Origin of the sequence: Stutzerimonas stutzeri, from assembly GCF_024448695.1 — a bacterium.
Classification (GTDB): Bacteria; Pseudomonadota; Gammaproteobacteria; order Pseudomonadales; family Pseudomonadaceae; genus Stutzerimonas; species Stutzerimonas stutzeri_T.
The window spans coordinates 246,781-259,500 of record NZ_JAMOHY010000001.1; the positions used below are offsets into that span (position 1 = coordinate 246,781).

Annotated in this window: 16 protein-coding genes and 1 riboswitch; of the genes, 7 read left to right on the top strand and 9 right to left on the bottom strand. The window is 63.1% G+C overall.

Translation table 11 applies throughout. The annotated features are described in order from the left end of the window. The 3 genes from NAV32_RS01210 to NAV32_RS01220 all read left to right on the top strand — a co-directional run bounded on the left by NAV32_RS01210 (position 1) and on the right by NAV32_RS01220 (position 2,369). Entirely contained in the window at positions 1-837 is an 837-nt protein-coding gene (locus tag NAV32_RS01210; RefSeq protein ID WP_256050967.1) for a hypothetical protein, read from the top strand. Further along, positions 834-1,733 carry an ABC transporter ATP-binding protein gene (locus tag NAV32_RS01215; RefSeq protein WP_256050968.1) on the top strand — a complete coding sequence of 300 codons (900 nt, stop codon included), beginning with the start codon at positions 834-836 and terminating at the stop codon, positions 1,731-1,733. The genes NAV32_RS01210 and NAV32_RS01215 overlap by 4 nt, the downstream gene beginning before the upstream one ends. 108 nt (positions 1,734-1,841) lie before the next feature. Then, positions 1,842-2,369, top strand: a complete 528-nt coding sequence (locus tag NAV32_RS01220; protein ID WP_256050969.1) for an REP-associated tyrosine transposase — start codon at positions 1,842-1,844, stop codon at positions 2,367-2,369. A gap of 157 nt (positions 2,370-2,526) precedes the next feature. Here the strand turns inward: NAV32_RS01220 and NAV32_RS01225 are convergent, their stop codons facing one another. The 7 genes from NAV32_RS01225 to NAV32_RS01255 form a co-directional block, all read right to left on the bottom strand. Further along, positions 2,527-3,171 carry a retropepsin-like aspartic protease family protein gene (locus NAV32_RS01225; protein WP_256050970.1) on the bottom strand — a complete coding sequence of 215 codons (645 nt, stop codon included), beginning with the start codon at positions 3,169-3,171 and terminating at the stop codon, positions 2,527-2,529. Positions 3,172-3,491: 320 nt separating this feature from the next. After that, the gene (locus tag NAV32_RS01230) at positions 3,492-3,995 is read right to left on the bottom strand and encodes a phosphatidylglycerophosphatase A family protein (protein ID WP_423836409.1); all 504 of its coding nucleotides are present in this window, start codon (positions 3,993-3,995) and stop codon (positions 3,492-3,494) included. A 41-nt stretch (positions 3,996-4,036) separates the two neighbouring features. After that, the gene (gene thiL / locus NAV32_RS01235; protein ID WP_256050971.1) at positions 4,037-4,996 is read right to left on the bottom strand and encodes a thiamine-phosphate kinase; all 960 of its coding nucleotides are present in this window, start codon (positions 4,994-4,996) and stop codon (positions 4,037-4,039) included. 10 nt (positions 4,997-5,006) lie between these two features. Further along, positions 5,007-5,489, bottom strand: a complete 483-nt coding sequence (gene nusB / locus NAV32_RS01240) for a transcription antitermination factor NusB (RefSeq protein WP_256050972.1) — start codon at positions 5,487-5,489, stop codon at positions 5,007-5,009. After that, positions 5,486-5,962 carry a 6,7-dimethyl-8-ribityllumazine synthase gene (gene ribE, locus NAV32_RS01245; protein ID WP_256050973.1) on the bottom strand — a complete coding sequence of 159 codons (477 nt, stop codon included), beginning with the start codon at positions 5,960-5,962 and terminating at the stop codon, positions 5,486-5,488. Before ribE ends, nusB begins: the two co-directional genes overlap by 4 nt. A gap of 158 nt (positions 5,963-6,120) precedes the next feature. After that, a complete protein-coding gene (ribBA, locus tag NAV32_RS01250) occupies positions 6,121-7,200 on the bottom strand; it encodes a bifunctional 3,4-dihydroxy-2-butanone-4-phosphate synthase/GTP cyclohydrolase II (RefSeq protein WP_256050974.1) in 1,080 nt (359 codons plus the stop codon). A gap of 12 nt (positions 7,201-7,212) precedes the next feature. Next, positions 7,213-7,875 (bottom strand): riboflavin synthase, encoded by a 663-nt coding sequence (locus NAV32_RS01255; protein ID WP_256050975.1) that lies wholly within the window; start codon positions 7,873-7,875, stop codon positions 7,213-7,215. Between the two features lie 119 nt (positions 7,876-7,994). Then, a riboswitch (FMN riboswitch) is annotated at positions 7,995-8,160 on the bottom strand. A 312-nt stretch (positions 8,161-8,472) separates the two neighbouring features. Here NAV32_RS01255 and NAV32_RS01260 point away from each other — a divergent pair. Continuing rightward, the gene (locus tag NAV32_RS01260) at positions 8,473-9,240 is read left to right on the top strand and encodes a hypothetical protein (RefSeq protein WP_256050976.1); all 768 of its coding nucleotides are present in this window, start codon (positions 8,473-8,475) and stop codon (positions 9,238-9,240) included. A 142-nt stretch (positions 9,241-9,382) separates the two neighbouring features. Here the strand turns inward: NAV32_RS01260 and ribD are convergent, their stop codons facing one another. Both ribD and nrdR read right to left on the bottom strand, forming a co-directional pair. Beyond that, positions 9,383-10,492: a bifunctional diaminohydroxyphosphoribosylaminopyrimidine deaminase/5-amino-6-(5-phosphoribosylamino)uracil reductase RibD gene (gene ribD / locus NAV32_RS01265; RefSeq protein WP_256050977.1), complete on the bottom strand. Its 1,110-nt coding sequence runs from the start codon at positions 10,490-10,492 to the stop codon at positions 9,383-9,385. Next, positions 10,489-10,956, bottom strand: coding sequence for a transcriptional regulator NrdR (gene nrdR, locus NAV32_RS01270; protein WP_256050978.1), 468 nt, complete (start codon positions 10,954-10,956; stop codon positions 10,489-10,491). The genes ribD and nrdR overlap by 4 nt, the downstream gene beginning before the upstream one ends. A 114-nt stretch (positions 10,957-11,070) precedes the next feature. Between nrdR and NAV32_RS01275 the strand changes: the two genes are divergently transcribed. Genes NAV32_RS01275 through thpR form a run of 3 tightly spaced genes read left to right on the top strand, consistent with a single transcriptional unit; the run spans position 11,071 to position 12,700 of the window. After that, entirely contained in the window at positions 11,071-11,502 is a 432-nt protein-coding gene (locus tag NAV32_RS01275; RefSeq protein ID WP_256050979.1) for a YbaY family lipoprotein, read from the top strand. Beyond that, the gene (locus NAV32_RS01280; RefSeq protein ID WP_256050980.1) at positions 11,499-12,176 is read left to right on the top strand and encodes a class I SAM-dependent methyltransferase; all 678 of its coding nucleotides are present in this window, start codon (positions 11,499-11,501) and stop codon (positions 12,174-12,176) included. Before NAV32_RS01275 ends, NAV32_RS01280 begins: the two co-directional genes overlap by 4 nt. Further along, positions 12,173-12,700 carry an RNA 2',3'-cyclic phosphodiesterase gene (gene thpR / locus NAV32_RS01285; RefSeq protein WP_256050981.1) on the top strand — a complete coding sequence of 176 codons (528 nt, stop codon included), beginning with the start codon at positions 12,173-12,175 and terminating at the stop codon, positions 12,698-12,700. The genes NAV32_RS01280 and thpR overlap by 4 nt, the downstream gene beginning before the upstream one ends. Positions 12,701-12,720: the final 20 nt, after the last annotated feature.

Sequence of the window (12,720 nt, forward strand, 5' to 3'; positions counted from 1 at the left end):
ATGCGTAGACGCACTTCGCTATTGCTTGCTCTTCTGGCATTCGCCCTGTTCGCTACCATCGCTGCCTGGCGCGCCCAGCAGCCGGTACTGCTGACGCCGCAACTCGTCACCAACCGGGTAGTCATTCCCGCACCATTACTGGTGGTGCTGCACGGCGGCGACCACTTCCTGGCCGCCGACCTTGAAACCATGCGCCTGTCCGCCACCGGCATGGATGATCGCGGTGTGGATACCGGCTATCTGGTCCGCGCCCAGCGCGAAGTGGCCCGCCTCAACCCCTGCCATGAAGACAACTACTATCTGGCCAACGGCCTTCTCACGTGGGGCGGCGCGGTAGACGAAGGCAACGAGGTGCTGCGCGCCGCGGTCGAGTGCCGGTTTTGGGACGAATTCCCGCCGTTCTTCTATGGCATCAACCTGTCGTTCTTCCAGCGCGACAACGAGGAAGCCGCGCGGGTACTGGAAATCGGCGCACAACGTTCGACCCACAACGCCACCGCCATGCAGCGGCTGGCGGTGATGCTGCGCGCCGAACAGTTCGCCGATGAACGCCTTGCGCTCAACTACCTGACCCAGCAGCGCGACAGCAGCGTCGACCCCAAGCTGAAGGACATGCTCGACAAGCGCGTCATTCGCCTGCAGGGCTTGATCGATCTGCGCGAGGCCCAGCGCCGCTACGAATCTGAACATGGCCCACTGCCGGAGCTGCAGCAGCTGCTCGACCGGGACGTTATCGCAGAACTGCCGACCGACCCGCTGGGCCTTGGTTATGAACTGCGCAACGGACGCATTGAACTGAAGAAACTGAAGATAGCCGGACTGGAGGAACAGCCTTGAGCGCAGCCGTAGAGTTTCAGGGCGTCAGCCATACCTTCAAGACCAAGGGCAGGCCGGTACAGGCAGTACGGGATGTGAGCTTCAGCCTCTCCGAAGGCGAGGTCTTCGGCTTCGTCGGCCCCAATGGTGCGGGCAAGTCCACAACCATCAAGATCATGCTGGACATCATTAACGACTATCAGGGCCAGGTGACACTTTACGGCACCGATGCGCGCCGGGCCGAAGCCCGCCGGGGCATGGCCTATGTCCCGGAAGCACCGGCGCTGTACGACCAGTTCACACCACTGGAAATCCTGCGCATGGGCCTGTCCATGTATGGCATCAAGCGCAGCGACGCCGACACCTGGTGCCTGCGCTGGCTGGAGCGTTTCTCGGTGGACGGCAGCGGCAAGCGCCGCATGCGTGAATTATCCAAGGGCAACGCGCAACGGGTTGCGTTAGCCCACGCAATGGCTGTTGAACCGAAACTGCTGATCCTCGACGAGCCGCTATCCGGCCTCGACCCGGTCGGTCGCAAGGACGTGGTGGATATCCTCAACGACTACAAGAAACAGGGCGGCGCGATCTTCTTCACCTCCCACGTATTGCACGACGTGGAACGCATCGCCGACCGCTTCGGCTTTATCAACAAGGGCCAGCTGGTAACGGTGCGCTCCCCTCGCGAACTGGCCGCCGAACGCGCCGACTGTTTCATTCTGCGCTACCAGGCGGAACAGGCCCTCGGGCAATCCTGCGTCACCCTTCGCCCCGGCGAATACGAATGCGAACTGCCCCAGGCCGACCTTCCCGCCGCCATCGCCCAGCTTGGCAATACGGGCGGCCACCTGCTGACCATCAAGCCTGCCGTATCACTGGAAACCGTATTCTTCCGCATCCTCGCCGAAGCCCCGGAATAAGCTCCGTAGGATGGAACCGCCGAAGGCGTTTCCGTCAATTTCGCGGTGTTTCGATTTGCTGCTGCGTCGGGTTAATGTGCGGACTCATGGATACGTTGGAGGCATGGAATGCCGAACTATCGTCGGGCCCGGATCGAAGGGGCTACTTGGTTTTTTACCGTCAATTTGCTGCAACGCCGGAACAATGATTTGCTCGTCCGGCATATCGACCTATTGCGCGAATCGACTCGCCGGGTGCGGCGCCTGCATCCTTTTGGGATCGATGCGTGGGTCGTCTTGCCCGAACACATGCATTGCGTGTGGACGTTGCCGCCCGGCGATACGGACTTCTCACTGCGCTGGCGCTTGCTGAAAACCTTCTTTAGCCGCGCCTTGCCGGCGGAGGAATACCGCTCACCTGTCCGTGCGTTGCGCGGTGAACGGGGCATCTGGCAACGGCGCTACTGGGAACATCTGATCCGCGATGAAGGCGACTACCGTCGCCATGTGGATTACGTCCATATCAACCCGGTAAAGCATGGCTTGGCCATGAACGTGGCCGACTGGCCTTATTCGACGTTTCATCGTGATGTTCGAAGCGGTTTGTATCCTTCGGATTGGGCCGGTGACGCAACGCTTGAGGTGCCTGGCGATTAGCAACCCGTATTACGCCTTCGGAGACCCGTATTACGCCTTCGGCTAATACAGGCTACGGTGGCTGGGGCATGACAGATTTTTGTAGGATGGAACCGCCGCAGGCGGTTCCGTCGTTGGCGCCACGCAGGGCCGGTGAAACCCACGCAATTACAGGCTTTCAAATCTTCGATTCAAGCCTCAGCACACCCTGGTCTTCGCGCCAACTGACCCGACCCAGGAAGCTCATGCCCAGCAGCGCTTCGGTGGGCGCCGAGCCTTCGACCACCACCGCTTCCACGCCCATGACATCGATGGCACCGACCTTGACGCTATTGAGGTGTACCTGCCAGGCCTTTGCGGTGCCGCTGGCGGTGCCGACCACGATCTGCTTGCCGACGACGCGATAGTCGATGCCCAGCCGGCGTGCCTGGTTTTCGTTGATGGCCACCGAAGTCGCGCCGGTATCGACGAGAAACTGCACCGGCTGCCCGTTGATCGAGCCGGCGATCCAGTAGTGGCCGCCCTGCCCCTTGGCGATGCTCAGTTGCTTGCGCTCCGGCTCGGCATACCCCGCGCTCAATTCGCGACTGAGGTCGTAGTGGCGCTCGACACCTTCGACGCGCAGTACCGCACCCTTGCCATCGGCGCTGATCACCTGAACGCCTCCCGGCCCGATCTGCCCCACCCTTACCAGCTTGCGCTGGCCATCAACATTCAGTACGGCGGCGCCGGGAAAAAGGCCCACCACCTGCAGCCGTGGGGCAGCGGTAGCATGAGCGGCAACCAGCAATAGCATGACGAGCAACAGGGCAATGGAGCGCATCAGAGCAACTTCCTTGAAGACAGGCGGAACGACTAATTGCCAACACCCTCAGCTGGTGGGAGCGGACTTGTCCGCGAGCTTTGCTTACTGCCTAGAACCCCGGCCAAAAGCTCGTGGACAAGTCCACTCCCACAAAAGGTGCAAGCCAGCAGCTTGGCTGACCGGCATTCTTCCATGAGCCATGCGCAGGTTACGGCGACCCATCGCACAGTCCGAAACTCAGCCGAACATCAGAGCCGGGTGGATCACGCTTCACCGATCCACCGGGTAGCGATACACCGGGTGGCGACCACAGGTGGATATAAAAAGCGATATCCACCCTACAAGCGAGTCAGCCAAACCACCAGATGCACCAGACCGCAGGCGGCAAAGCCGGCAAGGATGTCGTCGAGCATGATCCCCAGTCCACCGGTCACATTGCGGTCGACCCAGCTGAGCGGCCACGGCTTGACGATATCCAGCACGCGGAATGCGATAAAGCCGAGCAGCAGCCATTGCCAGCCGGCGGGTACCAGCCAGAAGGTGATCCAGATCCCGGCGAACTCATCCCAGACGATGCCTTCGTGGTCATGCACGCCCAGATCCTGCGCCACCTTGCCGCACAGCCAGATGCCGAACAGCATGCTGGCGACGATGACCAGCCCATAGCCCCATCCCGGCAGACTCTGCCACAGCGGTACAAACATCAGCGCCAGCAGCGAACCCCAGGTGCCTGGCGCTTTCGGCAAGGTACCGGAGCCGAAACCGAACGCCAGGTTGTGCCAGGGATTGCTCCACACCGAAAGCGGCATCGGTGCGGTGGAAGGCTGCAGGGATTCAGTCAAAACGGCTGTCCTCTCTGATGTGCCGAGCGGCAAATCGCCGCTCAGGCACTGAAATGGTTGTAACCCTGGCTGGCGATGGGCAGGGACTGGCCTTCAGCGTCCACTAGCCGCACGCCCTCACCGGCCTCGACGTGACCGATCACCCGAACCGGCCAGCCGTCTGCGAGCAAACCGGATAGCTCGCCCGCGGGCAAGGTGAACGCAAGTACGTAGTCGTCGCCCCCGGTCAGGCCGCATTGCAGCGCCCGCGCCTGACCGACCCACTGCACCAGCGCATCCGACAGCGGCACCCGATCCTGCTCGATGCAGAGCCGCACCCCGGAAGCGGCGGCTATGTGCCCGCTGTCGGCCAGCAGACCATCGGAAATATCCAGTGCCGCCGTGGCCTTGCCACGCAGGGCCTGCCCCAGCGCCAGCTGCGGCTGCGGCGTCCAGTAGTGGTCGAGCAGTTGCGAAGCCTCGGCGGTGTCGCCCTCTCGCTCACCCAGCACCAGCGGCAGCGCGCCGGCCGCAGCGCCAAGCTCACCGCCGACGCAGAGCAGATCACCCGCACATGCCCCGTGGCGCAGCAACGCCTGGCCGGTCGGCACCCGGCCGAACACTGTCACGGTGATGCTCAGCGGACCACGAGTGGTGTCGCCGCCGATCAGACGCATGTTGCAGCGCGCTGCCATGGCTTCGAGCCCGCCGGCAAAGGCGGCAAGCCAGGTGGAAGTCGCGGAAGGCAGGGTCAGTGCGAGGGTGAAGCCGATGGGCGTCGCGCCCATCGCGGCGAGATCACTGGTCGACACCGCGAGGGCGCGTTGCGCCAGCAGAGCGGCGTCGCAGGGATCGGGGAAATGCACCCCGGCGACCAGGCTGTCCGTGGAAATGGCCAGCTGCTCGCCTTCGGGGATCGCCAGCAGCGCACAGTCATCACCGATGCCCAACACGACATCGCCGCCAACCCTGGCACAAGCGGCGGCGGCGAAGTAGTGACGGATCAGCTCGAACTCACCCATCAGGGTCGAATCAGCGCTTGTGGGCGCTGACTTCGGCGCTGCGCAGGCTGGGTGCCAGCTTGTCCAGCACGCCGTTGACGAACTTGTGTCCGTCGGTGGCACCGAACACCTTGGCCAGCTCGATGCCTTCGTTGATGACCACACGATAGGGCACGTCGATACGCTGCATCAGCTCGTAGGTGGACAGGCGCAGAATGGCCAGTTCAACCGGGTCGAGCTCGTCCAGCGGTCGGTCAAGATGCGGCACGATGGCGCCGTCGACTTCAGGCTTGGCGCGGGCCACACCCGTCAGCAGCTCGTGGAAATAGTTGCCGTCGACCCCGGAGAAATCGTTGTCGACGCGAAACTGCGCCTCGATTTCGTTCAGGTTCTGGCCCGCCATGTGCCACTGATACAAAGCCTGCATCGCCAGGCTGCGCGCCACACGGCGCGTAGCGATCTTGCCCTTGGCCTTCGGCTGGGGTTCCTGGCTGTCGTCGCGATTAAGGCTCACTTGGCCTCCAGCTGCGCCAGCAGGCTCACCATTTCAAGTGCGGACAGTGCGGCTTCGGCACCCTTGTTGCCGGCCTTGGTACCGGAACGCTCGATGGCCTGCTCGATGGAATCGACCGTCAGTACGCCGAAGGCAACCGGTACGCCGAATTCCATGGAAACCTGGGCCAGGCCCTTGGTGCATTCACCGGCAACGTACTCGAAGTGCGGCGTGCCGCCACGAATGACCGCACCCAAGGCGATGATGGCGTCGTATTCGCCCTGCTGGGCGACTTTCTGTGCAACCAGCGGAATCTCGAAGGCACCCGGTGCACGGATGATGGTGATGTCGCCTTCCTTCACACCGTGGCGCACCAGCGCATCGACGGCGCCGCTTACCAGGCTCTCGACGACGAAGCTGTTGAAGCGGCCGACAACCAGGGCGAATTTCCCTTGCGGGGCGATGAAGGTACCTTCGATGGTCTTCAGGGTCATGGAACAGGTCTCGTATGCGTTAAAGAGCTTGGATATAGCCAACTGCGGTTGTAGGAGCGAATTTATTCGCGAATGGCTTGGCACCGTGCCGGCCCTTTTCGCGAATAAATTCGCTCCTACAGGGAATCTTTGAGAGACCGCGCAGTAGCGCGGTCGTCTTACTCAGCGGGCAGGTATTCTACAACTTCCAGATCAAACCCGGATATCGCATTGAACTTCATCGGCGAACTCATCAGGCGCATCTTGCGCACGCCGAGGTCGCGCAGGATCTGCGAACCGGCACCCACAGTGCTGTAAATCGCCGGGGTCGGCGGAACCTGACGATTGAGCTGTGCCAGCAGCTGCGGCCCGGTAAGCGGGTTGCCCAGCAGCAGCACCACACCGCTGCCAGCCTTGGCCACTTCGCTCATCGCCGCGCGCAGGCTCCAGCGGCCCGGCACGTTGACCAGCAGCAGATCGCGCAGCGGCTCCATGTTGTGCACGCGCACCAGCGTCGGCTGTTCGGGACCGATCTCGCCCATGGTCAGTGCCATGTGCACGGTGTCCTCGACGCTGTCGCGGTAGGTCACCAGGTTGAACTGGCCGAGCTCGGTATCCAGCGGCTGCTCGGAGGCGCGCTCGATGGTGCGCTCGTGGATCATCCGGTAGTGGATCAGGTCGGCGATGGTGCCGATCTTGATGCCATGCTGCTCGGCGAAGGCTTCCAGTTCCGGGCGACGGGCCATGGTGCCGTCGTCATTCATGATTTCGCAGATCACGCCGCTGGCATCGAAACCGCCCATGCGCGCCAGGTCGCAGGCCGCCTCGGTGTGGCCGGCACGGGCCAGTACGCCGCCGGGCTGGGCCATCAGCGGAAAGATGTGGCCGGGACTGACGATGTCTTCGGCCTTCGCGTTCTTCGCCGCAGCAGCCTGCACGGTGCGCGCGCGATCAGCCGCGGAAATACCGGTGGTCACGCCTTCGGCAGCCTCGATGGAAACGGTGAACTTGGTGCCGAAGCCGGAGCCATTGCGCGGCGCCATCAGCGGCAACTGCAGGCGCTCGCAGCGCTCCTTGCTCATCGGCATGCAGATCAGGCCACGGGCGAAACGCGCCATGAAGTTGATGTGCTCGGGCTGGCAGCTCTCGGCGGCCATGATCAGGTCACCTTCGTTCTCGCGGTCCTCGTCATCCATGAGGATGACCATCTTGCCGGCGCGGATGTCTTCGAGCAGTTCGTCTACAGTATTCAGTGCCATCGTCGCCATTCCTTAATTCTTCAGGTAGCCGTGCTCGGCCAGAAAACCTTCGCTAATACCGCCGGAAGCAGGCTCAGCTGCCTTGTCACCCTGCAGCAGGCGCTCCAGGTAACGGGCCAACAGGTCCACTTCGAGGTTCACCTGCCGCCCGGGGCGGTAGTCCGCCATGATGGTTTCGGCCAGGGTGTGCGGCACGATGGTCAGCTCGAATTCGGCGCCATTGACCGCGTTCACCGTGAGGCTGGTGCCGTCGACGGTGATTGAGCCCTTGAAGGCGATGTACTTGGCCAGCTCGCGTGGCGCACGGATGCGAAACTGCACGGCGCGGGCGTTTTCCTCGCGCGAAACGATCTCGCCGACGCCATCCACGTGACCGCTAACCAGATGCCCGCCAAGGCGGCTGGTCGGGGTCAGGGCCTTTTCAAGATTGACCTTGCTGCCGGCCTTGAGGTCGATGAAGGCGGTGCGCGCCAGGGTTTCGCGGCTGACATCGGCCCAAAAGCCGTTGCCGGGCAGCTCCACCGCCGTCAGGCACACGCCATTAACGGCAATGCTGTCGCCGAGTTTGACGTCACCGATATCCAGCTTGCCGGTCTCGACCAGTACCCGGACGTCACCGCCTTTGGGCGTGAGCGCGCGAATGGTGCCGATGGCTTCGATTATTCCAGTGAACATGCGGCCTCCCGTGGAAGGCTGAAAATACGATGCATATGACGAACTCCTGTTTTGAGTAAAAACAGGGCGTTGCAGATCGAAAGGGATGGAGGCGCACGCATGGACGGCGCGCGCCGAAGTCCCGCTCTCTCTCATCCGGACTTGCCAAGCCGAAATACGGCCTGCTTACCGTCGGCCCCGGAATCACACCGGGTCTGCTGACCTTGTCTTTTAGGACAAGCGCTCGCGGGCTAGGCCGAGGCCATTACCGCCGGTGGGGAATCGCACCCCGCCCTGAGAACGTTGAGCCTGTCGCGGCCCGGCGCAGTTTTTACCACAAACGCGCGCGATTTGCAGCGAGCGCGCAGGCTTGCTGTGGCTATGGCGATCAAAGGCAGCGTCTATGGAACGCTCACCGCAGACGAAAACCCCGGCCAAAATACTTCATCGCCGGGGCGAAACTCCCGTTTCGCTTGCCTGTCCATAGCCAGCGCACCTGCTACCTGCTTTCGTGGGAGCGGATTTATCCGCGAGCTTTTCATGGCCGAAGCTACTCCCGCAGATGTAACCGCCAACGGCAAAACGCCTTTCAATGAGCCGCTTCAAGAGGGAACTTGTATGTCGGGAGTTACGCCCGTGGACGAAACGGTGGCACGCCTTGCCGCCGAGATTGACAGACATGGTTTCGCGGTTCTGGAAAACTACCTCTCCCCGGACGCGCTCGAACAGGGTCGCGCCTTCGTCAGCCAGCAGGCGCAACAGCATCAGGGTGAATACTTTGCGATTCACGGCATCGAGGCACTGAGCGGAAACCTTCCGGCAAATCTGGCACTCAGTGCTCCGCTGCGAGAGATGCTGAGTGACCTCTATAAAGTACAGACTGGTCGCGAACCCTCGGCAGAGGAACAGGTGTTCCCGGTCATTCGCTGCCTTCAGGGCAAGAGCGGCCTCAGGCAATCGCATTTCTATCACTTCGATGCCACCGCAGTGACTGCCCTGCTGCCACTGTTCATCCCCACCGAAGGCGATCACTGCGGCGATCTGATCATCTTTCCCAACCTGCGGCCGGTGCGCTTCAACGCCCTGCGCAACGTCATTGAGAAGGCCGTGATGCACAACGGCGTCAGCCAGAAACTGGTCGCGCTGGCGGTCCGCCGCGGATGGCTGCAACCGATCCGGCTCAAGCTGGAGCCCGGCAACCTCTACTTGTTCTGGGGTTACCGCAGCCTGCATGCCAACGACCAGTGCGACCCGGCACTGCTGCGCGCCACTGCTCTGCTCCACTTCGGCAACCCACACCACGACAGCTGGCTCGCACGCCTCGTACTGGGCACCAACAAGCGCCGGGCCAAGCTGGATCACAACGGTCTGCGACCCGCCAACTGAGTCGTAATTCGAGACCTGCTTTTGTAGGAGCGAACTCGTTCGCGAGCTTTGCTTTGCTTTGCTTTGCAGTGCGAGTGGCTCGTTAAAAGCTCGCGAACAAGTTCGCTCCTACAGATTATCTTCACCTGCAGCGTGGCGGCTTTTAGCCAGCCGGGCGCGCCAAAACCCGCCAGTCATCACCGAAGGCGCGGATATCGACGATCTTCAATTCCCGCGCCTCGCTCATGCGCTCCAGCGGCAAATCGAGCAGTGGCCGCGCCGACGAGCCGAGAAATTTCGCTGCGACGAATATCTGGTATTCGTCGATCAGCCCAAGCTCAGCGAAGGCACCCACCAGACGCGGACCGGCTTCAAGCAGCACTTCGTTGGCGCCGCGTTCGGCCAACGTAGTCAGCAACGCCGGCAGATCGACATGCCCCTGATCGCCCGCCAACGTCAGCAACTCATGCCCCGCCGCACGATACGCCTCGGCGCGCTCGCCCGAGGCGGACGCCACCAGCGCCGGCCCGGCCTGAAAGAAGGGCGCATCCAGCGGCACCCGCTGGCGACCATCGACCAGCACCCGCAGCGGCGGGCATTGCAGTATCAGGCCAGTCTGTTCAGGGTCCAGCCCCAGCTCGGCAGCACGCACGGTAAGCCGCGCATCATCCATCAGCACCGTATCGGCGCCGGTCAGCACCACGCTGGAACGCGCACGCAAGCGCTGCACTTCGCTGCGCGCCGCAGGCCCGGTAATCCACTGGCTCTCGCCGCTGGCCATGGCCGTGCGGCCATCGAGGCTCATCGCCAGTTTGGCGCGCAGGTACGGCAGGCCGCTTTCCATGCGTTTGACGAATCCCGCATTCAGTTCACGCGCTTCAGCCTCCAGCACTCCGCTGGCCACCTCGATGCCAGCAGCCCGCAGCCGCTCCAGACCGTTGCCGGCCACCAGCGGATTGGGATCGCGCATGGCCGCCACTACCCGCGCCACGCCCGCTTGCACCAGCGCCTCCGCGCAGGGCGGCGTGCGGCCATGATGGCTGCAAGGTTCGAGGGTGACATAGGCGGTAGCGCCACGTGCCCGTTCGCCGGCCTGACGCAGTGCGTGGACCTCGGCATGGGGCTCGCCGGCACGCAGATGCCAGCCCTCACCGATCCGCTCACCGTCACGCACGATGACGCAGCCGACACGCGGGTTGGGATGAGTGGAATACAGCCCCTGGCGCGCCAGCCGCAGCGCGTGGGCCATCCAGGCGTGATCGGCAGTGCTCATTCTTGCTTCGCGGGTTCGCGGGACAGGCGTTCGATTTCCTCGCGGAATTCGTTCAGATCCTGGAAGCGGCGATAGACCGAGGCAAAGCGGATATAGGCAATCTCGTCGAGCTTCTGCAGCTCGCCCATCACCAGCTCGCCCACCACCAGGGATTTGACCTCACGCTCGCCGGTGGCACGCAGCCGATGCTTGATATGGGCGATGGCCGCTTCCAGCCGCTCGACGCTGACCGGGCGCTTTTCCAGCGCGCGCTGCATGCCGGCACGCAGCTTGTCCTCGTCGAAGGGCTGGCGACTGCCGTCCTGCTTGATCAGCCTCGGCATCACCAGTTCGGCGGTTTCAAAGGTGGTAAAGCGCTCGCCACAGGCAAGGCATTCACGGCGACGACGAACCTGATCGCCCTCGGCAACCAGACGCGAATCGATGACCTTGGTGTCATGGGCAACACAGAAGGGACAATGCATGAGTTGGGCTGGTCAGACATGAAAGAGGGCCATGGTAGCGCATCCGACCGTCAAGACAAGTTGGCGGATTTGCTGCTATACAGACGCCCGTTCACCTGCCTTGAGGAGCCGTCCGTGCCGTCACGTCACCTTGTTTCGCTTGCGCTCATGGCACTTCTGGCGGGCTGTTCAAGCCAGCCCGCCGATGAGCCGAAAGCCACTCAACCCATCGAACTGAGTAAAGCACCGCATTCAAAACTGCTTAATGAGCTGAGCGGAACACTGATCGGTGCTCCCGAAGGCAGCGAAGTGGAACTGGCGCTGCTGGAAGTCGACCGCCGCGACCAGCCCGACAAGCTGCTCAGCAACGTCAAGCTGACCGGCCGCGGCAGCGAGCTGCCCTTTATCCTGCAGTTCAACCCCGAGGCTTTTCCCGCCAACCAGCGCGTCGAGTTGCGCGGGCGTGTGACCCAGTCGGGCCAGTTGATCATGCGCCTGCCCACGCAACAGGTTCGCAACGCTTCAAGCCAGGCGCTCGGACCTCTGCGACTGGAGCCAATACCGTGACACCACCCGCCACCTTGCAGGCTGCACTTGGCGAGCTGCTGGGTGACGCCCGCCTGTGCATCGCAACCCTGCCAGACACCGATATCCGCCTCTGGCTGATCGATTCGGCGAACATGGACCGCGCCTTCAACCCCGAGGAAACCCGACGGATTCTCGAAGAGCCGCCCTACTGGTGCTTCTGCTGGGCCAGTGGCCTGGTCCTGGCGCGCTGGCTGGCCGAGCACCCCGAATGGGTCCGCGGCAGGCGCGTGCTGGATTTCGGCGCCGGTTCCGGCGTAGCTGCGATCGCAGCGGCCAGGGCCGGTGCGGCGGAAGTGGTGGCCTGTGACCTCGACCCGCTGGCGCTACAGGCGTGCCGGAGCAATGCGGCGCTCAATGATGTGACACTGGGTTATTCCGACGATTTCTTCGCCGAGGCGGACCGCTTCGACCTGATCATCGTCGCCGACGTGCTGTATGACCGCACCAACCTGCCGCTGCTGGACCAGTTTCCCAGCCGTGGCCGCGAAGTGCTGGTGGCCGACTCGCGGGTGCGCGACTTTCAGCATCCGCTGTACCAGCGCCTCGACATCCTGGACGCCTGCACCTGGCCGGATCTGGCCGAGCCCGCTGAATTTCGCCGGGTCAGCCTGTATCACGCGACCAGGACGGAAAGCCGACAGGTAAACCCATGAGTACCGAGCCAACCCTGCGCCTGTTCTTCGCCGTGCCCTGCCCGCCGGATCAAGCTACGGCGATTGCAGCGTGGCGCGACCGACAAAGACTGGATGGACGTGCGGTTGCGCCAGAAAACCTGCACCTGACTCTGGCCTTTCTCGGCGCGCAGCCAGCGGAGCGTCTACAGGCACTTCGACAAATGGCGGACGGAATCGAATGCGAAGCTTTCGAGCTGACCCTGGACCACCTGATTACCCTCGGCCAGGGCTTCGTCTGCCTGGCGCCGACCGCAGCACCGCCCGCCCTGCTGCAGCTTGCGGCACAACTAGCTGAGCGGTTGAGCGCCCTGGGTATCGTGCTCGACAACCGCCCTTATCTGCCGCATCTGACGCTGATGCGCCAGAGCCCCACGCAGGCGCAAGCCGCCGCAACCTTCAGCTGGAGGGTGGAGCGCTTCGTGCTGTACCAGTCGCAGAACACCGTGGACGGCGTGCGCTATCAGGAGTTGGGCAGCTGGCCGCTCGCTGTGGGCGAGAACTAGAGCTGTTCCCGCTCGCCGCT

Excerpts from the sequence above, each read along its gene's own strand:
- NAV32_RS01210 (WP_256050967.1), top strand. The coding sequence starts at position 1 with ATGCGTAGACGCACTTCGCTATTGCTTGCTCTTCTGGCATTCGCCCTG.
- NAV32_RS01220 (WP_256050969.1), top strand. The coding sequence starts at position 1,842 with ATGCCGAACTATCGTCGGGCCCGGATCGAAGGGGCTACTTGGTTTTTT.
- NAV32_RS01225 (WP_256050970.1), bottom strand. The coding sequence starts at position 3,171 with ATGCGCTCCATTGCCCTGTTGCTCGTCATGCTATTGCTGGTTGCCGCT.
- thiL (WP_256050971.1), bottom strand. The coding sequence starts at position 4,996 with ATGGGTGAGTTCGAGCTGATCCGTCACTACTTCGCCGCCGCCGCTTGT.
- ribE (WP_256050973.1), bottom strand. The coding sequence starts at position 5,962 with ATGACCCTGAAGACCATCGAAGGTACCTTCATCGCCCCGCAAGGGAAA.
- ribBA (WP_256050974.1), bottom strand. The coding sequence starts at position 7,200 with ATGGCACTGAATACTGTAGACGAACTGCTCGAAGACATCCGCGCCGGC.
- NAV32_RS01255 (WP_256050975.1), bottom strand. The coding sequence starts at position 7,875 with ATGTTCACTGGAATAATCGAAGCCATCGGCACCATTCGCGCGCTCACG.
- NAV32_RS01260 (WP_256050976.1), top strand. The coding sequence starts at position 8,473 with ATGTCGGGAGTTACGCCCGTGGACGAAACGGTGGCACGCCTTGCCGCC.
- ribD (WP_256050977.1), bottom strand. The coding sequence starts at position 10,492 with ATGAGCACTGCCGATCACGCCTGGATGGCCCACGCGCTGCGGCTGGCG.
- nrdR (WP_256050978.1), bottom strand. The coding sequence starts at position 10,956 with ATGCATTGTCCCTTCTGTGTTGCCCATGACACCAAGGTCATCGATTCG.
- thpR (WP_256050981.1), top strand. The coding sequence starts at position 12,173 with ATGAGTACCGAGCCAACCCTGCGCCTGTTCTTCGCCGTGCCCTGCCCG.